The sequence below is a fragment of the Sphingomonas sp. DC5200-1 genome, from assembly GCF_049897245.1.
In the GTDB taxonomy this organism is placed as follows: Bacteria; Pseudomonadota; Alphaproteobacteria; order Sphingomonadales; family Sphingomonadaceae; genus Sphingomonas; species Sphingomonas aquatilis.
This window is the reverse complement of sequence record NZ_JAFCVW010000006.1, coordinates 1-21285: the sequence shown is the minus strand read 5'-3', so window position 1 is coordinate 21285 and position 21285 is coordinate 1. Positions and strand designations below refer to the sequence as shown.

The 21285-nt window shown below is 68.8% G+C and carries 24 protein-coding genes; 4 read left to right on the top strand and 20 right to left on the bottom strand.

Annotated features, from left to right (window positions below; genetic code table 11):
- Window positions 1-233: 233 nt before the first annotated feature.
- From lptG to ACP7A3_RS14210, 9 genes are all read right to left on the bottom strand, one after another.
- A complete protein-coding gene (gene lptG / locus ACP7A3_RS14250) occupies window positions 234-1325 on the bottom strand; it encodes an LPS export ABC transporter permease LptG (RefSeq protein WP_017978284.1) in 1092 nt (363 codons plus the stop codon).
- Entirely contained in the window at window positions 1322-2497 is a 1176-nt protein-coding gene (lptF, locus tag ACP7A3_RS14245; RefSeq protein WP_017978285.1) for an LPS export ABC transporter permease LptF, read from the bottom strand. Before lptF ends, lptG begins: the two co-directional genes overlap by 4 nt.
- Window positions 2498-2612: 115 nt before the next feature.
- Window positions 2613-4577 carry an ATP-binding protein gene (locus tag ACP7A3_RS14240; protein WP_426256454.1) on the bottom strand — a complete coding sequence of 655 codons (1965 nt, stop codon included), beginning with the start codon at window positions 4575-4577 and terminating at the stop codon, window positions 2613-2615.
- Between the two features lie 56 nt (window positions 4578-4633).
- Window positions 4634-5896: a serine palmitoyltransferase gene (gene spt / locus ACP7A3_RS14235; RefSeq protein WP_017978287.1), complete on the bottom strand. Its 1263-nt coding sequence runs from the start codon at window positions 5894-5896 to the stop codon at window positions 4634-4636.
- Window positions 5893-6141, bottom strand: coding sequence for an acyl carrier protein (locus ACP7A3_RS14230; protein WP_043060150.1), 249 nt, complete (start codon window positions 6139-6141; stop codon window positions 5893-5895). Before ACP7A3_RS14230 ends, spt begins: the two co-directional genes overlap by 4 nt.
- Before the next feature lie 43 nt (window positions 6142-6184).
- Window positions 6185-7102, bottom strand: coding sequence for an SDR family oxidoreductase (locus ACP7A3_RS14225; protein WP_426256426.1), 918 nt, complete (start codon window positions 7100-7102; stop codon window positions 6185-6187).
- A gap of 130 nt (window positions 7103-7232) precedes the next feature.
- Entirely contained in the window at window positions 7233-8342 is a 1110-nt protein-coding gene (proB, locus tag ACP7A3_RS14220; protein ID WP_426256427.1) for a glutamate 5-kinase, read from the bottom strand.
- A 4-nt stretch (window positions 8343-8346) separates the two neighbouring features.
- On the bottom strand, window positions 8347-9393 hold the full coding sequence (gene obgE, locus ACP7A3_RS14215) for a GTPase ObgE (RefSeq protein WP_426256428.1): 1047 nt from the start codon (window positions 9391-9393) through the stop codon (window positions 8347-8349).
- A gap of 254 nt (window positions 9394-9647) precedes the next feature.
- The gene (locus ACP7A3_RS14210) at window positions 9648-9932 is read right to left on the bottom strand and encodes a hypothetical protein (RefSeq protein ID WP_426256429.1); all 285 of its coding nucleotides are present in this window, start codon (window positions 9930-9932) and stop codon (window positions 9648-9650) included.
- 17 nt (window positions 9933-9949) lie between these two features.
- Here ACP7A3_RS14210 and ACP7A3_RS14205 point away from each other — a divergent pair, with 17 nt between their 5' ends.
- Window positions 9950-10504 (top strand): helix-turn-helix domain-containing protein, encoded by a 555-nt coding sequence (locus tag ACP7A3_RS14205; RefSeq protein WP_426256430.1) that lies wholly within the window; start codon window positions 9950-9952, stop codon window positions 10502-10504.
- A 72-nt stretch (window positions 10505-10576) separates the two neighbouring features.
- Window positions 10577-11632 carry a helix-turn-helix domain-containing protein gene (locus tag ACP7A3_RS14200; protein ID WP_426256431.1) on the top strand — a complete coding sequence of 352 codons (1056 nt, stop codon included), beginning with the start codon at window positions 10577-10579 and terminating at the stop codon, window positions 11630-11632.
- Between the two features lie 330 nt (window positions 11633-11962).
- Here ACP7A3_RS14200 and ACP7A3_RS14195 read toward each other — a convergent pair whose 3' ends face one another.
- Window positions 11963-12547, bottom strand: a complete 585-nt coding sequence (locus tag ACP7A3_RS14195; RefSeq protein WP_426256432.1) for a TetR/AcrR family transcriptional regulator — start codon at window positions 12545-12547, stop codon at window positions 11963-11965.
- A gap of 92 nt (window positions 12548-12639) precedes the next feature.
- Here ACP7A3_RS14195 and ACP7A3_RS14190 point away from each other — a divergent pair, with 92 nt between their 5' ends.
- Entirely contained in the window at window positions 12640-13497 is an 858-nt protein-coding gene (locus ACP7A3_RS14190; RefSeq protein ID WP_426256433.1) for a metal-dependent hydrolase, read from the top strand.
- A gap of 6 nt (window positions 13498-13503) precedes the next feature.
- Here ACP7A3_RS14190 and ACP7A3_RS14185 read toward each other — a convergent pair whose 3' ends face one another.
- The 8 genes from ACP7A3_RS14185 to ACP7A3_RS14150 form a co-directional block, all read right to left on the bottom strand.
- Window positions 13504-14187: an ATP12 family chaperone protein gene (locus ACP7A3_RS14185; protein WP_426256434.1), complete on the bottom strand. Its 684-nt coding sequence runs from the start codon at window positions 14185-14187 to the stop codon at window positions 13504-13506.
- Entirely contained in the window at window positions 14184-14402 is a 219-nt protein-coding gene (locus ACP7A3_RS14180) for a hypothetical protein (protein ID WP_426256435.1), read from the bottom strand. The genes ACP7A3_RS14185 and ACP7A3_RS14180 overlap by 4 nt, the downstream gene beginning before the upstream one ends.
- Window positions 14399-15052: an HAD-IA family hydrolase gene (locus ACP7A3_RS14175; RefSeq protein ID WP_426256436.1), complete on the bottom strand. Its 654-nt coding sequence runs from the start codon at window positions 15050-15052 to the stop codon at window positions 14399-14401. Before ACP7A3_RS14175 ends, ACP7A3_RS14180 begins: the two co-directional genes overlap by 4 nt.
- Before the next feature lie 133 nt (window positions 15053-15185).
- On the bottom strand, window positions 15186-15782 hold the full coding sequence (locus tag ACP7A3_RS14170; RefSeq protein WP_426256437.1) for an FMN-binding negative transcriptional regulator: 597 nt from the start codon (window positions 15780-15782) through the stop codon (window positions 15186-15188).
- Complete coding sequence (locus ACP7A3_RS14165; protein ID WP_426256438.1) at window positions 15782-16996, bottom strand: RluA family pseudouridine synthase; 1215 nt, start codon at window positions 16994-16996, stop codon at window positions 15782-15784. Before ACP7A3_RS14165 ends, ACP7A3_RS14170 begins: the two co-directional genes overlap by 1 nt.
- Window positions 16993-17382: a fluoride efflux transporter CrcB gene (gene crcB, locus ACP7A3_RS14160; RefSeq protein WP_192929976.1), complete on the bottom strand. Its 390-nt coding sequence runs from the start codon at window positions 17380-17382 to the stop codon at window positions 16993-16995. The genes ACP7A3_RS14165 and crcB overlap by 4 nt, the downstream gene beginning before the upstream one ends.
- A gap of 193 nt (window positions 17383-17575) precedes the next feature.
- The gene (locus ACP7A3_RS14155; protein WP_426256439.1) at window positions 17576-18640 is read right to left on the bottom strand and encodes an extracellular catalytic domain type 1 short-chain-length polyhydroxyalkanoate depolymerase; all 1065 of its coding nucleotides are present in this window, start codon (window positions 18638-18640) and stop codon (window positions 17576-17578) included.
- 114 nt (window positions 18641-18754) lie between these two features.
- Window positions 18755-19474, bottom strand: coding sequence for a hypothetical protein (locus ACP7A3_RS14150; RefSeq protein ID WP_295563296.1), 720 nt, complete (start codon window positions 19472-19474; stop codon window positions 18755-18757).
- A 117-nt stretch (window positions 19475-19591) separates the two neighbouring features.
- Between ACP7A3_RS14150 and ACP7A3_RS14145 the strand changes: the two genes are divergently transcribed.
- Complete coding sequence (locus tag ACP7A3_RS14145) at window positions 19592-19813, top strand: hypothetical protein (protein ID WP_426256440.1); 222 nt, start codon at window positions 19592-19594, stop codon at window positions 19811-19813.
- A 55-nt stretch (window positions 19814-19868) separates the two neighbouring features.
- On the opposite strand, the gene ACP7A3_RS14140 is transcribed toward ACP7A3_RS14145, so the two are convergent.
- Both ACP7A3_RS14140 and ACP7A3_RS14135 read right to left on the bottom strand, forming a co-directional pair.
- The gene (locus ACP7A3_RS14140; protein ID WP_017978305.1) at window positions 19869-20459 is read right to left on the bottom strand and encodes a glycine zipper 2TM domain-containing protein; all 591 of its coding nucleotides are present in this window, start codon (window positions 20457-20459) and stop codon (window positions 19869-19871) included.
- A gap of 235 nt (window positions 20460-20694) precedes the next feature.
- Window positions 20695-21285: transposase (locus tag ACP7A3_RS14135; protein WP_426256441.1), on the bottom strand; the 591-nt coding region annotated here is incomplete at its 5' end.

The following is a 21285-nucleotide window of genomic DNA, read 5'->3' as shown; positions in this document are numbered from 1 at the left end:
ACGAAGCGTCAGGACCGGGCGCTGTTGGATCGCGGGTCGTGAACAGACCCGAATATCATGCTCTAAGTCCTTGGGCCGCCAGCTCATCATAGGATCGGCAGATATGCCGCTGTCCTACACGCAACGGGATGTGCCACCCGTGTGTCGGTCATGCGCCACCGCTCTTTCACTCCCCGACGCGGGATTCGGAAAACACCTGCGCGGGTGAGACTTTTGTGACTTTCCGCGTGACCCTATTCCTCGGTGCGGATCAGCACCGCCTCGCCGATCAGCAGGAACAGCAGGAACGGCGCCCAGGCAGCGAGGAAGGGCGGGTAAGCGCCCAGATTGCCCATCGCCAGCGCGAAATTGTCCGCGACGAAATAGGCGAAGCCCAGCGCCATGCCGATCACCGCGCGCACGAACAGCTGCCCCGATCGCGCGATGCCGAACGCCGCCACCGCGCCCAGCAACGGCATCAGCACTGCGGAGAGCGGCCCGGAGAATTTGTGCCACAGCGTACCCTCCAGCGACTTGGTCGGCCGCCCCGCATCGCGCAGGTCGCCGATCGCGGCATTGAGCTGCGTGAAGTCCAGCCCGTCGGGATTGACGTTGCCCAGCGTGAACTGGTCGGGGCGCACGTCGCCGGCGATCGTCACCCGGCCCAGCGACTGGAGCTTGCCGCTCGCCACGTCGAAGCGCGTCGCCGGCTCGATGTCCCAGCCGTTGGCCACCCGGTGGCCGTGCGGCGCGGTGATGATCGCCTCCAGCCGCCCGGCGGTCCGGTCGTAGACGGTAATGTTGCCCAGGCGCGTGGCATTGCCCCGCCCGCGCACCTGTTGCACCGCGATCAGGTCGTCGCCATCCCGCACCCACACATTGGTGCGCTCGCCCCGGTCGATCGGCAGCGCGCCGTAATCGACGTCCTTCCACTGGTCGAGGGTCGCGGTCGCGCGCGTCACGATCCGCTCGTTGAACACGAAGCTCACCGCCGCGACCCCCAGGCTCGCGACCAGCAGCGGCGCCAGCACCTGATGCGCCGACAGGCCGGCGGCCTTCAGCGCGATGACCTCGCTGTTCTGGTTCATCGTGATCAGCGTCAGGATCGTGCCGAGCAGGACGGAGAATGGCAGCAGGAACGCGATGATCTGCGGCGCGCGCAGCGTCACATAGGTCCACACCTGCGCTTGCGTGTTGCCGGGATGCGCCAGGATCGAACCCGATTCGCTGAGCAGATCGAGCGTCTGCAGGATCAGCAGCAGCGCGGCGAGCAGCCCGAAGGTGCGCACCAGGAACATCCGCCCCATGTAGATGGCGACGGTACGCGACGGGAAGAAGCTGCTCATGCCGCCACTCCCTTCTTGCGACCCCGGCCGGGCAGGTAGCGGGTGATCGCCTTCCCGATCTTGCCGAAGGCACGCTCGATCGCGCCGATCGGCTGGCCGCCGGGCACATAGGCGATCTGATAATACATCCAGATGATCAGGCCGGCGAAGATCACGAACGGCACCCAGAGCGCGATCAGCGGGTCGATCCGCCCCAGTTCGCCGATCGACGCGGCATATTCGTTCACCTTGTGGTACGCGACGATCATCACGATCGCCAGGAACACGCCGACGCCCGAGCTTGATCGCTTCGGCGGCACGCCCAGCGCCACCGCGAGCAGTGGCAACAGGAACATCGTCGCCACCTCGACCAGGCGGAAATGGAACTCCGACCGGCTGCTGTCGCGCTGCTGCTCGCTGGCCGAGGCATGGCCCAGCTTGGCCAGTTCGGGCAGCGTGAACTCCAGGTTGCGTCCCCCGCGCTGGCGGAAATTCTCGTAGCGGGGCAGGGGGATAGGCAGATCGTGGCTGGTGAAGGTCAGCACGCGCGGCACGGCGAAATTGGGCGCCTTGTGCACCAACGTGCCATTGGTCAGGCGGAAGATGATCGTGTTGGGATCGTCGGTCGCCAGGAACTGGCCCGACTGCGCCGTCACCGAATAGGTCGTGCCCTTGTCGCTGTAGCGCACGAAGATGCCGTCCAGCTTGCGCCCGCTGTCATGGCTCTGCTCGATGCGCAGCGTCATGCGGTCGCCGAAATGGGTGAATTCGCCGACCTTGATCGACGCCCCCAGCGCACCCGTGCGCAGCTCGAAGCGCAGCTGCTCATAATAGTATCGCGCCTTGGGCTGGACGAAGCCGACGATCGCGATGTTGAGTGCGGCGAGGATCAGCGCATACATGAACGGCACGCGCAGCAGCCGCGAATAGCTCACCCCCACCGCACGCAGCACATCCAGCTCCGAATTGGCGGCAAGCCGGCGGAAGGCGAGCAGGATGCCGAGCAACAGCCCGATCGGAATGCCAAGGCCGAGATATTCGGGCAGCAGGTTGGCGAGCATCCGCCACACGACGCTGATCGGCCCGCCCTCGGTCGCGACGAAGTCGAACAGCCGGCGGATGCGGTCGAGCACCAGCAGCATGGCGGCGATCGTCAGCGTCGAAAACAACGGCAACGCGATCAGCCGGGCCATGTAACGATCGAGGGAAGTCATGCTGAACGAAGGCTCGCGCCAGGGAAAGGAGCCAAGGCTATAAGCGGGATGGCGGGGCACGTCAGCCCCCGGCGACAGCCTGTGTCGCCGCCCGTCACTCCGCGGCGATCTGGTGCGGCGGGGCGGGGCGGTCGCCCTGCGCCATGGCGGTCGCGATCGCGCGCTCCAGACCGCCCAGCGTGAACGGCTTGCGCAGCACCTGATGGTGGCCGAACTCGCTCGCATTCGCCTCGCCCGCAAAGCCGGTGACGAACAGCACGGCGATATGCGGATAGGCAGGCCCGATCTCCGCGATCAGCTCGGGCCCCGTCTGCCCCGGCATCAGCACGTCGGAGATGATGAGGTCGATCCCCGCATGGCTCGCCAGCAGCCCCGCCGCCTTGGTCGGCGCGTCGCAGGCGATGGCATGGTGGCCCAGCTCGTCGAGCGCGCCCATCGTCGCCATCAGCACGCGCGGATCGTCCTCGACGACCAGCACGTGGAGGCCCTCCGGCGCGACGGCCGGTGCCGGCGGGGTCGCGGCCACGACGGTCGTCTCGGCCTGCGGCTGCTGCCGGTCGCGCGGCAGGTACAGCGTCACGGTGGTGCCTTCGCCCGGCGCGGTGTCGATCGCGATCGCGCCGCCCAGCTGCTGCACCAGCGCGAAGATCTGGCTGAGGCCCAGCCCCGTGCCCTTGCCGGCGGCCTTGGTGGTGAAGAAGGGTTCGTAGACCCGCTCGACCACCTCGGGCGTCATGCCCTCGCCGGTGTCGGTCACCGCGATCGTCACGTAATCGCCCGCCGCGCAATGATCGACCTGATGCTCGTCCAGCGTCACCGCGCCGGTCGCAATGGCCAGCTCGCCTCGGCCATGCATCGCATCGCGCGCATTGACCGCGAGGTTCAGGATCGCATTTTCCAGCTGCACGCGGTCGGCGCGTACCTGCCATCCCCCGGCACTGTCGCGCGTCGTCACGGTGATGCCGTCGCCCAGCGTGCGGTCGATCAGCTCCGACATGCCCGACACCAATTGGGCCACCGCGATGGGTTCGGGCTTCAGCGATTCCTCACGGCTGAAGGCGAGTAGCCGCCGGGTCAGCGCCGCCGCACGATTGGCGCCGTCGGCTGCATTGTCGAGGTGTCGCGCCGCCGCGTCGGGATCCCCCACCAGCGACCGTCGCGCCAACTCGAGTCCGCCCAGAACCACCGCGAGCATATTGTTGAAGTCATGCGCGATGCCGCCGGTCAGCTGCCCGACCGCGTCCATCTTCTGCGCCTGCCGCAGCTTGGCCTCCTGCACGCGCAATTCGTCGGTCGCCTGTCGCACCGCATTCGCCAGCGCCTCGGCCCGTTCGCGCGCGGCATCGGCGTCGGCCCGCGCCAGCGCCCGCTCGCCGATCGCCCGCACCGTCAGCCAGCCGAGCACGACCGCGCCGATCACGATCAGCCCGCCGAACACCGCGAGCACGCCCGCGATCCGGCTCGATCGGTCGACGGTGCGCATCGCGTCGGCGGTGCGCGCATCGAGCAATGCGCGCTCGCCCTCGATGATCTCGTCGAGCGTCCGGTCGATCGCCGCCAGCGTCGGCGATTGGCGCGCTTTGTAATAGCGGGCGAGCGCCTGGGCGTTCTTGCCATAAGTGGTGCTGAGCGCGGTCAGCGACAGCTCCTCGCCGCGCTGCTGGTACGCATCGCGCAGCCGCGCCACGCGCGCGCTCTGCTCGCCGGTCTCGCGCGTCAGCCCTTCCAGCTTGTTGAGCTGCGTACCCGCCAGCCGCCACTGGTCGTAATAGAGCTGGCCCAGCTCCTGCTCCGCCTTGCCGCTGATGACGTAGCGGCCCAGCGAGGCCTCCGATCGGGCGATCGTGCCCGACAGAGTGCGGGCCAGGATCATCACGTCATAGCTGTGCGCCTGCGCCGCAAGCGCGCGGTCGCGCTGGCGGTTCGCCTCGCCCAGCGTCACGATCAGTGCGACGAGCACCGCTGCGCCGAGCAGACCCATTACGACTAGCGTGACGGTCCGCCACGCCGCATTGCGTTCGGAATCCCCCCCCGGGGCCATCTCGGCGCCGTCCCGCATCACGGCAGCGACGCTAACGCGTTTGTCCGGTCAAGGAAAGGTGAGCGCGACCGGCTTCAGCCGATCGCGCCCACGGCCTGGCCCGCCGCCCGGAATCGTTCGATCACCGTATCCAGCTGCGCCGCCGTATGCTCCGCGCAGAGCGAACAGCGCAGCAGGAAGGTGCCGGCCGGCGTGGCAGGCGGGCGCGCCATGTTGACGTAGACGCCCGCTTCCAGCAGCCCCTGCCACATCGCGACCGCCTGCGTCTGGTCATCCAGGATCACCGCGACGATCGCGCTGTCCGGCTGTTCGGTGCCGAGGCGGAAGCCCAGTGCCTTCAGCCCGCCATGCAACTGGCGCGCGTTCGACCACAATTGCTCGCGCTTGGCGGTCGCGGTCATCAGCTTGCGGATCGATGCGGTCGCGGTCGCGACGACGCTCGGCGGCAGGCTGGCCGTGAAGATATACGCGCGGCAGGCGAGGCGGATCGCCTCGAACTTGGGGTGGTTCGAAATGCAGAAGCCGCCGACCGTGCCGACCGATTTGGAGAAGGTGCCGACGACGAAGTCGACCTCGCCCTCCAGCCCCTGCGCCTCGTACACGCCGCGGCCGTTGGGGCCGTAGAAGCCCATCGAATGCGCCTCGTCGGACAGCACCATCGCGCCATGCTTCTTGGCGACCGCGACCATCTCCTTCAGGGGCGCGACGTCGCCGAGCATCGAATAGACGCCCTCCAGCACGACGAGCTTGCCGGCGTCCTTGGGCAGGCGGCCGAGCCGCTTGTCGAGATCCTCGACGCTGTTGTGGCGGAAGCGGACGATCTCGGCGACGCCCTGCTTGCAGCCATCGTAGATCGAGGCGTGGCTGTCGGCATCGAGGATGACATATTCGCCCTTGCCGACCAGCGTCGAGATCATGCCCAGATTGGCCATGTAGCCCGTCGAAAAGACGATGGCACCGCTGACGCCATAGAAGTCACGCAGCGCCGCCTCGGCTTCCATATGGTCGCGGAAGGTGCCGTTGAGCATGCGGCTGCCGTTGGTGCCCGATCCGAACTGGTCGAGCGCGGCATGGCCGGCGGCGATGACGTCGGGGTCGAACGTCATGCCCATGTAATTGTAGGTGCCGAGCAGGATCGTATCACGACCGGCGATCACCGCCTCGGTCGGGCTCTTCACCTGCTCCATCACGATCGCGAACGGATCGGTGACGCCGGTATCGATCAGCGCCTGCCGCTCGGCGATCAGGCCGTCGAACTTCGACATCAGATCGCGTTCCGGCGCGACCGGGGCGGGGTCGAGGTCCAGCGCCTCGGGCTGCAGGCCGGTCTCGGTCATGCCTCGGCCTTCAGCTTGGCGACCGCATCGGTCAGCTGGCCGATATTCTCGATTTCCGCCTGCATGTTCATCGTGATGATGATGTCGAATTCGTCCTCGATCGCCGCGACGAAGTCCATCACGGTCAGGCTGTCCCATTCGAGGTCGCCCTGGAAGGTCGTCGCTTCGGTGAGCGTCACGCCCTTCTTGTTGAACGGTTCGATCTGGCTCTTGATCGTATCGAGGATCTGGGTGCGGTCGGTCATGATGGTCATCCGAATGGCGGCCAAATGCGGCGGTGTTGCGGCGCTATAGCAGCCCGCGGGCGCGATACCATCGTGCCGTTGCGGCGAGGCCATGCTCGGGTGCGATCTCCGGCGTCCACAGGTCGGCGGGCGGTCGCATCGCGGGGCGGGCGGTCCAGTCCGGGTGCGCAAGATAGCCGACGCGATCGGGGGTGAGCTTCGCACCCTCGCGGCGGACCGCGCGATCCAGCTTGGCGCCCAGCATCAGCGCCGCCTTGGGCAAATGCAGTGTCAGCACCCGCTTCCGCCCCACCGCGCGCGCGATCGCCTGCGCCATCGCGGCGTGAGTGAGCACATGGCCGTCATCGACCTCGTATACCGCCGGCGACACCTGTGTCGTAGCAAGCGCGAGCAGCAGCCGCGCCAGATCGTCCACTGCGATCAGCGACACGCGCCCCCGCGGCGGCAGCAGGGCAAGGCCCATCCGCGCGGCGCGGAACAGGTCGCGCATCTCCATGTCGCCGGGGCCGTAGACGCCGCTCGGCCGCACGATGCTCCAGTCGAGCCCGCTCGCTTCGACCAGCGCCTCGGCCTCGGCCTTCGACCAGCCGTAGATCGACAGATCCGGCTCGCGTGCCGAGAGCGACGAGACATGGACGAACCGCCGGACGCCTGCGGCCTGCGCGGCAGCGATCATCGCTCGCGTACCGTCGATATTGCCGGCGACGAAGCCGGCTTTCGTCGGCGTGCTCACGACGCCCGCGACATGCACGACCGCGTCGGCCCCATCGACCAATGCCGCCAGGCTGTCGGGCCGATCGAGCGCCCCCTCGATCCACGTCACGCCGTCCCGCGCCCGTTGCGGCCGGCGGGTGAGCGCCCGCACGCTATGCCCGGCGGACAGGGCCCGCTCCACGAGCGCCCCACCGACGAAGCCCGTCGCCCCGGTGATGGCGAGGGTGGTCACGCCTGCCTCACCCATTCCGTCACCCCGGACTTGTTCCGGGGTCCACTCGTCCGCACGGGAAGCGCCTGAGCCTCCAGCCATCCCCCTCGCCGCACAGTGGACCCCGGAACAAGTCCGGGGTGACGGAGCGCGTCAAACGATACCATCACACCAACGCCAGATGGTTGCGATGCACCAGAGCCGCGCGCGGCGCATAACCCAGGATCGCCGCCTGCTCCTCCGATCGCGTGCCCACCAGCCGCACCGCCTCGGCGGCGTCATATTCGGACAGCCCCCGCGCGACCGTCCCGTCCGGCCCCTCGATCGACACCAGGTCACCGCGCCCGAACGCACCTTCGATCTGCGTCACGCCCGCCGCCAGCAGACTGCCACCCGCGGCCAAAGCACGCGCTGCCCCAGCGTCGACATGCACGCGCCCGCGCGCCGTCAGCCCGCCCGCCAGCCACGCCTTGCGCGCCGACGCCGCCCGCTCCGCCACGAACAGCGTATGGCGGGGATCGCCGGCCAACGGATGCTCCATCCGCCCGCTCGCGATGGCGAGGTGCGCGCCCGCCCCGGTCGCGATCCGCGCGGCGGCGATCTTCGACACCATGCCGCCCGATCCCATGCCCGACGCCGATCCACCGTCCGCCATGCCCGCGACCGCGTCGATCCGCTCGACCCGGGCGACGTGGCGCGCGTCGGGGTTTGTATGCGGGTTGGCGTCGTACAGGCCATCGACGTCCGACAGCAGCACCACGCCCTGCGCGCCCGCTGCCTGCGCGACGCGTGCCGCCAGCCGGTCGTTGTCGCCGAAGCGGATTTCCTCGGTCGCGACGCTGTCATTCTCGTTGATGATCGGCACGACGCCCAGGCCCAGCAGCCGCCCGAGCGTCGCCGCGGCATTCAGATAGCGCCGCCGATCCTCGAGGTCGTCCAGCGTCACCAGCATCTGCGCCGCCGTCAGCCCGTGCGCGCCGAGCAGTTCCGCCCATGTCTGGCTGAGCGCGATCTGCCCGGTCGCCGCCGCCGCCTGCGCATCTTCCAGACTGGCGCGCCCGCCCTTGGCAAGGCCCAGCCGCCGCGCACCCAGCGCGATCGCTCCGGACGATACCACCGCCACCTGCTGCCCTGCCGCGACACGCCCGGCGATATCCGCCACCAGCGTTGCCAGCCACGCACGCCGCACCGCCCCATCCGGCGCCACGAGCAATGCCGACCCGACCTTGACGATCAGGCGAGAGCAGGCGGTCGGCGGGAAGAGCGCGTCCTGCATGGGATCAGAGCGGCGACCAGCTGATCTCGTCTTCGCCCTCGTCGCTGTCGGGCACGGCTTCGGGGCCGGGCCCGATGCTGTCGAGCAGGCGGTCGAGCACCCAGTCGACACCCGTGCCGGCCGCGCCGGACAGCGGGATGACGTCCGCGCCGCTCGCCTCGGCGAGTTCGGCGGACAGCGCCTCGATCAGTTCGTCGTCCAGCATGTCGATCTTGTTGAGCGCAATGACGTGCGGCTTGTCGATCAGACCGCCGCCATAGGCCTCCAGCTCGTCGCGGACGATGCGATAGCTTTCGGCGACGTCGGCGTCGTTGGCATCGACCAGATGCAGCAACACGCGGCAGCGTTCGATATGCCCCAGGAAGCGGTCGCCGATGCCGGCGCCGTCCGCTGCGCCCTCGATCAGGCCGGGGATGTCGGCGATGACGAATTCGCGGTTGCGGTGGCGCACAACGCCCAGCTGCGGGCGGGTCGTGGTGAAGGCATAGGCGCCGACCTTGGCCTGCGCATTGGTGACGGCGTTGATGAAGGTGGACTTGCCGGCATTGGGCAGGCCCACCAGCCCGGCATCGGCAAGCAGCTTCAGGCGCAGCCACACCCACGCCTCCTCGCACGGCCAGCCTGTGCCATGCTGGCGCGGCGTGCGGTTGGTCGAGGTTTTGTAGCTCGCATTGCCGCGCCCGCCGTCGCCGCCGCGCAGGAACACCTCGCGCTGGCCGACCTTGGTGAAATCCAGCAGCACCTCTTCCTTGTCTTCGGACAGCACCTGCGTGCCGACCGGCACCTTGATGACTAGATCGTCGCCACCGCCGCCGGTGCGGTTGCTGCCCGATCCGCCATGGCCGCGTTGCGCGCGGAAGTGCTGCGTGTAGCGGAAGTCGATCAGCGTATTCAGGCCGGCCACCGCTTCGAAGACGATGTCGCCGCCCTTGCCGCCGTTGCCGCCATCGGGGCCGCCATATTCGATGAACTTTTCGCGCCGGAAGCTGACGGCACCGGGGCCGCCGGTACCCGAACGGACGAAGATCTTGGCTTGGTCGAGGAAATGCATGCCGCCTCTTTAGCGAAAGGCGCGCGAACGGCCACCCCTGGCGGCGCATCCCCACGCCCCGCATGGCGACGAGGTTGTACCGCCATAATGAGTAGCGCTATGAGGGGCGCAGTGAAGTCGGCGTCCGATCCCCAAGCCCCGTTGCCACCCCCCGCTCGGCTGGGGTGGGTGCGCGCTTTCGATACCGCCGCCTTGCCGGCAAACGAGCGCTATGAGGTCTGGCGCGATGACGACGTCGCCAATCTGTCGACCCGCTACGAAACGACGCCGGAAGAACCCTTTGCGGCGGCGATGGACTGGCTCGATCTCGGCACGTTCGGGATCGGCCACGCGGTGTTCACGTCGCAGCAGTGGGAGCGCACGCGCCAGAAAGCGGCACGCGACGACAATGACGATTTCGTGATCAGCGTGCGCCATGCCGGCGCCGCGATCTTCGAGATGGACGGGCGGGAGGCCATCGCGCCGACCGGATCGATCGTCATCGCCGACATGGCGCGTCCGAAGCACCATTTCTCGGAAGCCTCGATCAGCACCGGCATGGCGTTGAAGCGGGCGGATGTGGAGCGTCTGTTCCCATCGACCCGCGCTGCACGGCCACGTCGTCGCGCCGGAACATGCCGCGCTGCTCGTGTCGCATTTGGCGCTGCTGCGTGGACAGGCGGAGCATATGCCAGCGGCCAGCGGGCCGATGCTGGCGCAGACGATCCTCGATCTCCTGTCGGTATCGGTCGCGGCGAGCTTCGCCGAGCGGCCGGTGGACCGCGACCGGCATGAGCGCGCGTTGCGCGTGCAGTTGCGCGACGAGATCGAACGCAACCTCGGCTCCCCCTCGCTCACCGTGGCGCGCCTCAGCCGTTCGCTCGGCGTCTCGCGCTCCACCTTGTACCGGTTGTTGCAGGACGAAGGCGGCGTGCAGGCCTATATCCGCACGCGCCGTCTGGAAAAGGTCGCGGAGGCGTTGCGCCGCGAAGGCGGGCGGGGGACGATCTCGGCGCTGGCCGAACGCTGGGGCTTTTGCGATGCCGCCTATCTGGGGCGCGCGTTTCGCGAGACCTATGGCATGACGCCGGGCGACTATCACGCGATGCACGCCGCCCATTCGCTGCTCTGACGCGCTCCGGCGGCACGATGTAGGCCGTCATGCCTATGGACCGGTTCCGGACCAAACTCTATCGTCAGCACCATGTCGCAGGTCCCTGAGAACGAACGCTTCCCTTCGGCGCCTTCATCCTCCCGGCTGGGCTGGATCCCCTATTTCGACACGGCGGCGCTGCCGCAGCAGGACCGGTTCAGCGCGTGGCGCGATTCCGACATCCGCAATCTTTCACAGCATTTCGAAACCCGGCCGACCCAGCCGTTCCAGGCGCGGGTCGAAGGGCTCGATCTCGGCACGATGTTGCTCAATCACGTCCATATCTCTGCCCAGGACTGGCACCGCGGCGCGGCGCATTTGCGCGATCAGGCCGACGGGCTCGTCGTCAACGTGCGACACGCCGGCGGCGCTTGGGGCCGGATGGGTGATCGCGACGTCTGCGCGCGGGATGGCGCGGTGGTGCTGACCGACATGGCGCTGGGCAATACGCATGTGTCCGAAGCCTCGGTCTCGACCAGCTTCGTACTGCCGCGCGCGCTCGCCGAACGTGTCCTGCCCTCGGTCCGCAGCCTGCACGGCCATGTCGTGCCCGCGGAGCAGGCGGCCTTGCTGACCAGCCACCTCACGGCGCTGCGGCACCACGCCCGTCACCTGCCTGCAAGCAGCGGCCCCGCGGTCGCGCAGACCGTCGTCGACCTGCTCGCGCTGGTGGTCCATGCCAGCCTCGGCGAGCGTCCCTGCGACAAGGAACAGCATGACCGCGCGCTGCGCGTCCAGTTGCGCGACGAAATCGAACGCAACCTCGGCTCGCCCTCGCTCAGCGTGGCGCGCCTCAGCCGCACGCTCGGTGTGTCGCGTTCGACCCTGTATCGGCTGTTGCAGGATGAGGGCGGCGTACAGGCCTATATCCGGGCGCGCCGGCTGGCGAAGGTGGCAGAGGCCTTGCAGCGACGCGGCGACCGCCAGACGATCGCGACGCTCGCCGACCGATGGGGCTTTTGCGACGCCGCCTATCTGGGGCGCGCGTTTCGCGAAACCTATGGCATGACGCCGGGCGACTATCACGCGATGCACGCGAGCGGCCTGCCACCGACCGGCATCGCGACCCCCATCGCAATGCCGGCCGGCCGCATCGTCACTCCCTAGGCCGCGACAAGCGGTTCGGCAGCAACGCGCATCCATCCCACGATCGGCGCCATCAGGCGGGATCGCGTTCGGACCGATCGAGTACGCCCCACGTTCCACCGCTGTGGGATTTGACCAATTCGGTGCCGCAGCGGCTGCACGTACACCGCCACCGTGATCCGTCCGACCAGACCCGACGACGCGAACGCTTGTGGCCGATGACCAGACAGATGGGAGCTAAAACGCGTTTCATGTCAGGTCATCCACTCGATGCGGCCTCTTTAGGGAAAGAGAGCGTGCCGCATCAGGGGCTTGGCCATTGTCGGTGTTGCAGACGCTATTGATCGCGTCTCACGCGGGCGTCTCGCCGGGTGCTTCGTTGCGCAACAGCATCCCAACCGCCAGATCCCGCGCCTTGCTGCGCGGCAGGTCGAGCGCGCGCGCCATTGCCGCGCCGAGCAGCGCGTCGCCCAGCGCCATCAGCATCAGGTGCAGCGTTTCTTCCTGGATCGGCCGCTCGGGCGGTTGCACGCCATCGGCGAGTTCGTCGACCAGATCGTGGACGGCGGACAGGATCGGATCGAGCGCATCGCGATTGCCCGACAGGATCATCCAGCTGGCCAGCGCACCCGCGCCGCCGCTGTCGAAGGCATCGAAGACGAGGTCGACGATGCGCCGCGGATCGGGCTCCCCGCCGCGGTTGCCCAGCACCGCATCGCGAATCACCGCCGTGATCTGAGCGGCCATCCGCGCGATCAGCGCCTGTTGCAGCCCTTCCGCCGAGCCGAAGTGATGCAGCAGATTGGCATGCGTGCGGCCGATCCGCGCGCCGACCGCCTTCAGCGTCACCGCTTGCGGGCCGCTTTCGACCAGCAATTGCTGGGCGGCGATCAGCGCCGCTTCCCGGCTTTCGGTGGGGGACAGGCGGCGGCGCAAAGGCGTCGGGACGGGGGTTGAAGCGCTCAGGACGATGGCCTATTTACATTGATGTAAGCAAATGCGGATATCGTCCTAGTACGGAGGAAATCATGGCGAAAGCAACCACGCCGCACAATCTCGTCATCACCGCGCGCGATCGCCGCTTCGGTCGTGGCGCCCGGATGGGCCGCTGGTGGCTGAACGACGATCCGATCGCGACCGCCTTCTACAACGCCTTGTCCGTCACCTTCCCCAAGGGGGAGGGCTTCTTCGTCGACAGCGTGCGCCGCTTTCGCGAGGGCACGTCGCCGCGCCTGACGCGCGAGATCAACGCCTTCATCAAGCAGGAGGTGCTGCACACGCGCGAACATGTCGCGTTCAACCGCCATGTCACCGACCAGGGCTATGACGTGACACTGCTCGACCGCGACGTGGACGCGGCGCTGGCATTGACCAAGGGCCGCCCGCCGATCGCAAGCCTCGCTGCGACCACCGCGCTCGAACATTTCACCGCGATGCTGGCGCATGAGCTGATCGCCAACCCCCGCCATCTTGCGGGCGGCGAGGAACAGGCGCGCGCTCTGTGGCTGTGGCACGCGGCCGAGGAGATCGAACACAAGGGCGTCGCCTATGACACGTGGCTGCACGCGACGCGCGACTGGCCGCGCTTCCGCCGCTGGTGGGTCAAGTCGTTCGTCATGCTGATGACGACCAAGCACTTCTTCGTCGGTCGGACGCGCGGCATGCTGGAGCTGTTGCGGCAGGACGGCCTCACCGGTCCGCGGGTCTGGGCGCGGCTCGCCTGGTATGCGTTCGGTAATCCCGGCATGGCGCGCAAGGTGGCGGGCGTCTGGGCGGCCTATTTCCTGCCCGGCTTCCACCCGTGGAAGCACGATGACCGGGACCTGATCCGCCTGGCCGAGAGCGATTATGAGGCGGCGGTGATGCCCAAGGCGGTCACCGCCTGACGCCGGTCAGTCGAGCGCGGCCAGAAACGCGACGGCGGCGTCATAGTCGCGCCGCTTGTTCGCCCGCGCCTGTTCCGCCAGCAGATCGCTGCCCCACAATTCCGCCTGCCAATCCTCGTCGACATGCGCGGCGGCCCATAGCGTATCGGGATCGCCCGCCCGCTCGATCAACGCGAGCGCCAGCACCAGCGACCCGGTAATCGTGACCACCGGTGACAGGCCCGCAAGGTGGAAGGCGTCGAGCGTCGCCACCGCCTCGCCAAGGCGCGTGAGCGTCGAGGGTGGTTGCGCGCGGTGAATGATTCCCGCGGTCGGCTCGAAATGGACATCGTAGCGAGTCCGGGCCCAGTCGAGCCAGGGATCCCACGCCGCCTGCTGCAGCGCGATCAGATCGTCGGGCGACTCGGCCCGATAATAAAGCAGGTCGCTCGCGCCATAGGCGGCCAGCCCGGCGGCGAAGGACGCGGGGTCGGCCGCGATCCGGTCGATCGCCGCATTGGCCAGGCCGGTCAGCGGCATCGCGCGCGGGTCCAGCACCTCGGGCACCGCGCGCCATTCGCCCGCGACCGCCTCTGCCAGCGCGTTGGTCGGCAGCGCCAGCGGCACGCGGCCGGGCGTGCGCACCGGCCGCCCGTCGAGCGTCACCACCCGATCGGCGTCGATCGCCACCTCTGTCCAGAAGCGCTTCATGCCTTCGGCGGCGTCCGCCAGCGGTGGGCGAGGGCGGCGGGCACCGTGGCGATGACGACCAGCGCCGACAGCGTGATCGCGACACCCAGCACCTTGGTGACCATATCGGGCGCGCGCACGGCCAGCATCAGGCCGAACACCGCGCCCAGGCTGCCGGCGATGCGGCTGCCGACCATCGCCAGCCAGCGGCGCCGTGCGAGGGCATCGCCGCTCACGCGAGCAGTCCGGGCAGCGCGGCCACGCGCTCCGCCACCACGTCCGCGCCCGCATCTGCCAGGTCGCGGACGTCGTGATAACCCCAGGCGACGCCCACCGCCCGCGCGCCCGCGGCCTTGGCCATCGCCATGTCGAAACTCGTGTCGCCGATCATCGCCGTCTCCTGCGCCGTCGCGCCCGCTTCGTCCATCGCGGCGATCAGCATCGCGGGGTCGGGCTTCGATGGGTGCCGGTCCGCGGTTTGCAGCGTGACGAAATGGTCGGTCAGGCCATGATGCGCCAGAATATGCGCAAGGCCGCGGTCCGACTTGCCCGTCGCCACGCCCAGCAGCCAGCCATCGTCCGCGAGGCCTTGCAAGACCGCGGCAATCCCGTCGAACAACGGCTCCTCCGCCATCGCGCCGGTCGTCCGCAGGCGGAAAAAGGCGGCCTTGTAATCCGCCGCCATCTGCCGGTGCAGCGCGTCCTCCGCTTGCGGTAGCAAGGTCGCGATCGCCTCGACTAGGCTCAGGCCGACGATCCGACGGATCGCGCTGCGCGGCGGCGCAGGCAGAGCAGCGATCCGGAACGCATCCTCCATCGCCTGGCAGATATTGGCTTGGCTATCGACGAGCGTGCCGTCGCAGTCGAACACGGCAAGTTTGGTCATCCCCCGACGCCTACCGGGCGAGGGCGGGCGCGCAAAGCGCAAATCGCTCGCCCCCCATGTAACCACCGTCACCCTGGCCTTGAGTCGGGGTCCCGCTTCGTCCGAAAACGCTCCGCCTAACCAAACCCCGACTTTAGTCCTTCTCGGCCGCCCATCGCATCAGCGCAGCGATGTCGTCCTTGCCCTGCCGGTCGAAGCCTGCGATCACCCCCGCCCGGTCGGCGGCGGTCTTGTTCTGGCTGAGCTTGGTCGTGCCGCGCACCGCGCTGACGGTCATGGTAAACCCGCGAATCCCCGACAGTTGCTTCGCAAAGGCATCGGGTGCCACCTTGCCGCGATCCCAGGGATTGTCGCGCGGCTCGTGGAGCGCCGCCAGCCGGTCCAGCTGTTCGGTCAGGCCCGCGGCATCCACCTCATGCGCCACGCCGTCGATCTCGATCGTCTGGTAATTCCACGTCGGCACCTGATCGCCCGGCACCGCATACCAGTTCGCGCTGACATAGCCGTGCGGCCCCGCCACGCTCGCTACCACCGCCGCGCCCTCCAGATGGCGGACGATCCGATTCGCGCGCGAGACGTGAAAGCGCAAACCGTCGTCATGCAGCGTCACCGGTGCATGCACCACCATCGGGCCATCGGCGGTCGCGGCGAAGATATGCGCGAAGCCAATCCGCTCGGCCTCCGCCAGCAATGCCGCCGCCTCCGGCCGGAAGAGCGGATTGGGGTGCATCAGTCCCGGCGGCCGCCCGGACCACTGCTTTTCGGGCCACCCGTCTTCGGCTTACCCGCCTTCGGACCGCTGCCTTTGCCGCCATCCTTGCCGGTCGGGGCCGCGCCACGCCGCCGCCGCTCGCCGCGGTTTTCCTTGCGCACCGTCTTGGCATGCGCCTTGGCGCGCTGCTTCAGCACGTCCTTCGGCGGCGGGCCCTTCTTGGGCTCCTCCAGCGGCAGCGCATCGCCCTGCGCCTCTTCGAAGCCCAGGCTCTTCAGGCTTTCGGCGAAGTGCGTCGGCAGGCTCGCCGTCTCGTCGATGCTGCCGCCATCGGGATGGTCGACGCGGATGCGCCGGGCGTGCAGGTGCATCTTGCGGCTGATCCCGCCGGTCAGGAACGCCGCCGCGCCGCCGTACTTGCCGTCGCCGACGATTGGATGGCCGATCGCCGCCATGTGAACGCGCAGCTGGTGCGTGCGGCCCGTAAAGGGTTGCAGCTCCACCCAGGCGCAGCGGTTGCCCGCGCGTTCGATCACGCGATAGCGGCTGCGCGCGGCCTGGCCGTTCTCCTCGTCGACGTGCATCTTCTCGCCGCCGGTGCCCGGCTGCTTGGCGATCGGCAGATCGACCATGCCGTCCTCGATCGACGGTACGCCGACGACCAGCGCCCAATAGACCTTTCGCGCGGTCCGCCCCGAGAACGCCTTGGCGAAGAAGGCGGCGGCACGGCTGGTGCGTGCGATCAGCAGCGCGCCCGACGTGTCCTTGTCGAGCCGGTGAACCAGCTTCGGCCGTCCCTCGGCATCATATTGCAGTGCATCCAGCAGCCCGTCGACATGCTCGGCGGTCTTGGTGCCGCCCTGCGTTGCGAGGCCCGGCGGCTTGTTGAGGACCAGCGCCTGCAGATCCTTGTGGATCACCATCTCGCGCGCGAAGGCGATCTGGTCGTCGCTCAGCGGCGGCCGTTCACGCTTCGGCTTGGCGACGATGGCGCCGGTCTCGTCCTTCACCTCGGGTTCGGGCGGCGGCACGCGCAGCGTCTGGCCCGCCTTGATCCGGTCGCCCGGCGTCGCGCGCGCGCCGTCGACGCGCAGCTGGCCCGTTCGCGCCCATTTCGCGACGGTGGTGAAGCTCGTGTCGGGCAGATGCCGCTTGAACCAGCGATCCAGCCGGATGCCGTCGTCGTCATAGCCGACGTTGAACTGGCGAATGCCGCCCTCGTCGCCGCTCATGCCACCGCACTCCCGAACAGGCCGCGGGCCAGCATCAGCCCGGCAAACAGCGCGCCGATCGCGCCCGCGACCGACACGAAGACGTACAGCGCCGCCGTGGCGACCGCGCCACGTTCCACCAGCGTCACGACGTCGAGGCTGAACGACGAAAAGGTCGTGAACCCGCCCAGCACGCCGATGCCCAGAAACAGGCGCCAGTTCTCGCTGCCCCCGATCCGCGCGAGCACACCCGCCAGCAGGCCCATCAGCAGCCCGCCGATCAGGTTCACGGCCAGCGTACCGTAAGGAAAATGGGGGCCGAGCGCGGTGAGGGCGATCCGGCCGGTCAGATACCGCGCCGCCGAACCCAGCGCACCGCCGGCCATGACGAGAAGAAGAGGAGGCATGATCGCTGCCCTAGAGCAAGTTCGCGCAAAGAGGAAATGCGTGGGTGAGGGGGGTGGCTAACGCTGCCCCCTCCACCCCGTCACCCCGGACTCGTTCCGGGGTCCACCGGGCCGCAGGGGGATGGCTGGAGCCTCGAACCATCCCCCTCGCCGCAGAGTGGACCCCGGAACAAGTCCGGGGTGACGAAGGGCTCTACCGCAACAACCCCGCCGCCCTCAGCGCGTCGTTCACGATCCCCGCCACGCCGCCATCCCGCACGCCGCCCGCATCGGCCGCGCGCGCCTGTGCCGCGCCGACCGCCCGCGCGATGCCCCAGAAGGCGGCGATCCGCCGGGTCGACGACAGGCCGACATCCAGCATGAACGGCCCCGCCTGACCGGCGGCCTCGGCACCCTGCGTCGCGATCGGCGTCCCATGGCCCATGGCGAGGATACGATGATCCTCGATCACCGCGCGGCCATGCCGGTCGCGCCACACGCGATGCGGATTGCCGCCGACCAGCGCCTCCTCGGCGGGCGTCTCACCGATCCCGAACAGCCCGCGCCATTGGCTCAGCAGCGCTTCGGCATTGGCGGGATGAACGGTGGCGTCGGTGCCGCCATGCCAGACGGACAGTGTCGGCCACGGCCCGTCGTGGCGGCTGGCGCCCCGCACGGCGGCGGTCAGCGCTGCGGCATCGGGCAGGTCGCGCCCGCGCATCCGTTCCAGCGCCTGGCTGACGCCCTGGGCGGTGCCATAGGGCAGGCCGCCGATAATCGCGCCGCCCGCGAACACCTCGGGGTAATTGGCCAGCATCGCCGCCGCCATCGCGCCGCCCGCCGACAGACCGGTGACGAACACGCGCGACGGATCGATGCCATGCGCCGCGACCATCGCCGCGATCATTGCGCGGATCGACGCCACCTCGCCATGGCCGCCGGCCATGTCCTCGGGCGCGAACCAGTTGAAGCACAGATTGGGATTGTTGGCGCGCCGCTGCTCGGGGAACAGCAGCACGAACCCCGCCTCGTCGGCGAGCTGCGACCAGCCCGCGCCGCTGTCATAACCCGCCGCGGTCTGCGTACAGCCATGCAGCACCACCACCAGCGCGGGCCGGGGTTGCAGCTGTGCGGGCACGTAAACGCGCGCGCGCAGGTTGCCCGGATTGGAACCAAAATCGGTCAAGTCGCTCAAGCGGTCTTCGCCATGGGCGGTCGTCATGGCATCGGCCATGCGCTGGCCGACGAGGCGACCGATCGTGTCCGACAAGCGGGGCATGTTGGGGTCTCCGACCGGGCGGGATCATCGGCGAACCCGTCTTGCTGCATCGCACAATATGGGCGTGGGCGAGCCGAAGGCAAGCGCCGATCGGTCCCGTGGCCGGTACGTGCGCTACCGGACCAGCAGGTCCACCCGGCTGCCGCCGCCCGGTCCCGGCGTCACGTGCACCACATAAGCCGCATCGCCACGGGTGCCGCCCAGCACATGCTCGTCGCCCTCGGCCTGATGCTCCGCGCTATAGCCCGCCCGCGTCACCCGCGCATTGTACCAGTCGAGAATGCGCGCAGCCGGCGCACTGCTCGCGAAGCTGACGACGCGCAGCCCGCACGCGTCATTGCCCGCCGCCTCCTGCACGCGCGCGTCGGGGTAGAGCGGCACCGCGGCGGGCAGGCGCGCCGCCCAGGTCGCCGAATAAGAGACGCGCTGCGCACAGCCCGCATCCGCCGGCCGCTGCCGTGCCGCCAGCTCGGCCAGCGTCAGCGCCCCCGCCGCCGCCTTGCACGACGGGCAGTCCCCCTTGGCGGGCGGCGTCGGCTTCAGGTCGGCGGCGGTGACGCCATCCGGCCGGCCGGCGGTGGGGTCGGCGGGGATCGACAGCGGGTCCGGCCGGCTCGGGGGGCGCACGGCGTCGGTATTAGCGGTCCGGGTCAACGCGGGATCGACCATGATCTGGTCGCGCAGCGCCGCGGTCAGCGCCGGGTCGCGCTCGTTCCCGGCCGCGCCCGCGGTCAGTTCCTTGTCCAGGCTGTCGAGGTCCTGCTGCGTCGCGGCCGGCTTGGCACATCCGGCGAGCAACAGCGCAGCGGCGGCAAGAAGGCGATTCGCGTGCATCGCAGGCGACCATGGCGCATCGGCCGTTAAGTCGCCATCCGCGGGCTTGGTTAACGCGCGCTTCGCCGATCGCCCCCGCATCTTGCCGCGCGATGGGGCAGGGGCCATGTTCGTGACATGCTGAACATCTTTTCCGTTGCGATCGGCCTCGTCACCCTGGTGTTGGGTCTGGTCGCGTTCGTGCCGCTGCTCGGCTGGATGAACTGGCTGGTCATCCCGATCGGCATCGTCGGCGCCGCGGTGGGCGCGCTGTCGTCCTCGACCAGCGGGCGCAACCTCAACCTCGTGCTGATCATCATCTTCGCGATCCGCCTCAGCCTCGGCGGCGGCATCTTCTAAACGACAACCGGCCCGGTCTTTCGACCGGGCCCGCATCGTCAGCGTCGCTGGACGATCAGCGGCAGGTCACCTGACCGCGATCGATCGACTGGCCGAGCAGCGCACCGCCGCCCGCGCCGATCAGCGTGCCGAGCAGGCGCGATCCGCCGCCGGCGATCACATTGCCCAGCGCACCGCCGGCCAGACCACCGACCACCAGGCCGGTCGTCCCGTCGTTGCGACGGCAGTAATAGCGCCCGTTGCCGCCGCGATAGATGCGGTCGTTCCGGGTCAGCCGGCGCGGCTGGTAATAGCGGCCATCGCGATAATAGTTTTCCGCATAATAGGCGCGCTGGCCCGGCGGCAGGCGGTTATAGTCGTAGTTGCGATAGCGGCGCCAATCGTCGCGGCGATCCTGGCGGATATCGCGCAGATCCTCGCGGCGATCGCGGCGGGCGTCGCGCACCTGCTCGGCATATTCGCGGCGGGCATCGCGCACGTCGCGACGCGAATCGGCATCGCGCAGGTCGTTGCGATAATCGCGGCGCGCGTCACGCACCTCGTTGCGATATTCGCGATCCGCTTCGCGGCGCGTGTCCTGCGCCTGCGCGGGGATCGCGCTCAGCGTAGTCGCCGCCAGCGCGGCGGTCAGAAGGGCAATACGCATCGTCTTGGCTCCTTTCGGATGATGTGGGCAAAGAACCGCCAGCGCGCGCAAGGAGTTGCGTGAACCGAAAACTACCGTCGGTTCATCCTCGCGACAGGCGCCGGCGGCGCAGTCGATCAGCCGAACGTGGTATCCAGCGTGATGTCGCAGTTGAGCGAGACTGTTGAAAAAGGATCGCGTGGGATCAGCGTGGTGGATGACAGGTGACGCCGGGCACCGGAGGATGCGCCGCGTATCAGGCCGGCGCGGCCTGCCGGGCCAGCAGCTGGAGGTTGTATGCCGCGGCAGCCATGGAGAACTCCTCAGCTGCTCCGGCGAGGCCTCTCAGCTTGAGCGTTCGTAGCCCCAAGTTGCGTTTCAGGTGGCCGAACACGCGCTCGATCCGCTTTCTTCGACGCCGCGCGTGCACATAGGCGTCGGTGCCGGCAAGGGCGCGCGCGGCATCGCGGGCATCCTCGCTGACGAGGCGGGTGATGCTGCGTTTCCGGCTGACGGTGCATCGGGGCTTCAGTTCGCAGCCAGCACAATCGGCAACATGGCTTCGGTATACGCGAACTTGGTTGGCGCGTTTGGTGCCGCAATAGCCGAGCGGCTTATCGGCCGGGCAGTGATAGGTATCGGCCTCGCGGTCATAGCGAAAAGCATCACGGGTGAAGAAGGCGTCGCGTTGGCGGCTGCGGTCGATGACCGGGATGTACGGGGTGATTTTCCGGTCGATTAGCCAGCCGAGCAACGGGCCGCTGCCATATGCTTTGTCAGCCGCGAGGCTCTCGGGTTCGATGCCCAGCCTGGTGCCGGCGCGTGACACCAGCGTCCGGGTCGCCGC

Coding starts and splice junctions, on each gene's coding strand:
- lptG (WP_017978284.1), bottom strand. CDS start 1,325: ATGAGCAGCTTCTTCCCGTCGCGTACCGTCGCCATCTACATGGGGCGG.
- lptF (WP_017978285.1), bottom strand. CDS start 2,497: ATGGCCCGGCTGATCGCGTTGCCGTTGTTTTCGACGCTGACGATCGCC.
- ACP7A3_RS14240 (WP_426256454.1), bottom strand. CDS start 4,577: ATGCGGGACGGCGCCGAGATGGCCCCGGGGGGGGATTCCGAACGCAAT.
- spt (WP_017978287.1), bottom strand. CDS start 5,896: ATGACCGAGACCGGCCTGCAGCCCGAGGCGCTGGACCTCGACCCCGCC.
- ACP7A3_RS14230 (WP_043060150.1), bottom strand. CDS start 6,141: ATGACCGACCGCACCCAGATCCTCGATACGATCAAGAGCCAGATCGAA.
- ACP7A3_RS14225 (WP_426256426.1), bottom strand. CDS start 7,102: ATGGGTGAGGCAGGCGTGACCACCCTCGCCATCACCGGGGCGACGGGC.
- proB (WP_426256427.1), bottom strand. CDS start 8,342: ATGCAGGACGCGCTCTTCCCGCCGACCGCCTGCTCTCGCCTGATCGTC.
- obgE (WP_426256428.1), bottom strand. CDS start 9,393: ATGCATTTCCTCGACCAAGCCAAGATCTTCGTCCGTTCGGGTACCGGC.
- ACP7A3_RS14210 (WP_426256429.1), bottom strand. CDS start 9,932: ATGCCGGTGCTGATCGAGGCTTCCGAGAAATGGTGCTTCGGACGCGCC.
- ACP7A3_RS14205 (WP_426256430.1), top strand. CDS start 9,950: ATGTGGAGCGTCTGTTCCCATCGACCCGCGCTGCACGGCCACGTCGTC.
- ACP7A3_RS14200 (WP_426256431.1), top strand. CDS start 10,577: ATGTCGCAGGTCCCTGAGAACGAACGCTTCCCTTCGGCGCCTTCATCC.
- ACP7A3_RS14190 (WP_426256433.1), top strand. CDS start 12,640: ATGGCGAAAGCAACCACGCCGCACAATCTCGTCATCACCGCGCGCGAT.
- ACP7A3_RS14185 (WP_426256434.1), bottom strand. CDS start 14,187: ATGAAGCGCTTCTGGACAGAGGTGGCGATCGACGCCGATCGGGTGGTG.
- ACP7A3_RS14175 (WP_426256436.1), bottom strand. CDS start 15,052: ATGACCAAACTTGCCGTGTTCGACTGCGACGGCACGCTCGTCGATAGC.
- ACP7A3_RS14170 (WP_426256437.1), bottom strand. CDS start 15,782: ATGCACCCCAATCCGCTCTTCCGGCCGGAGGCGGCGGCATTGCTGGCG.
- ACP7A3_RS14165 (WP_426256438.1), bottom strand. CDS start 16,996: ATGAGCGGCGACGAGGGCGGCATTCGCCAGTTCAACGTCGGCTATGAC.
- crcB (WP_192929976.1), bottom strand. CDS start 17,382: ATGCCTCCTCTTCTTCTCGTCATGGCCGGCGGTGCGCTGGGTTCGGCG.
- ACP7A3_RS14155 (WP_426256439.1), bottom strand. CDS start 18,640: ATGCCCCGCTTGTCGGACACGATCGGTCGCCTCGTCGGCCAGCGCATG.
- ACP7A3_RS14150 (WP_295563296.1), bottom strand. CDS start 19,474: ATGCACGCGAATCGCCTTCTTGCCGCCGCTGCGCTGTTGCTCGCCGGA.
- ACP7A3_RS14145 (WP_426256440.1), top strand. CDS start 19,592: ATGCTGAACATCTTTTCCGTTGCGATCGGCCTCGTCACCCTGGTGTTG.
- ACP7A3_RS14140 (WP_017978305.1), bottom strand. CDS start 20,459: ATGCGTATTGCCCTTCTGACCGCCGCGCTGGCGGCGACTACGCTGAGC.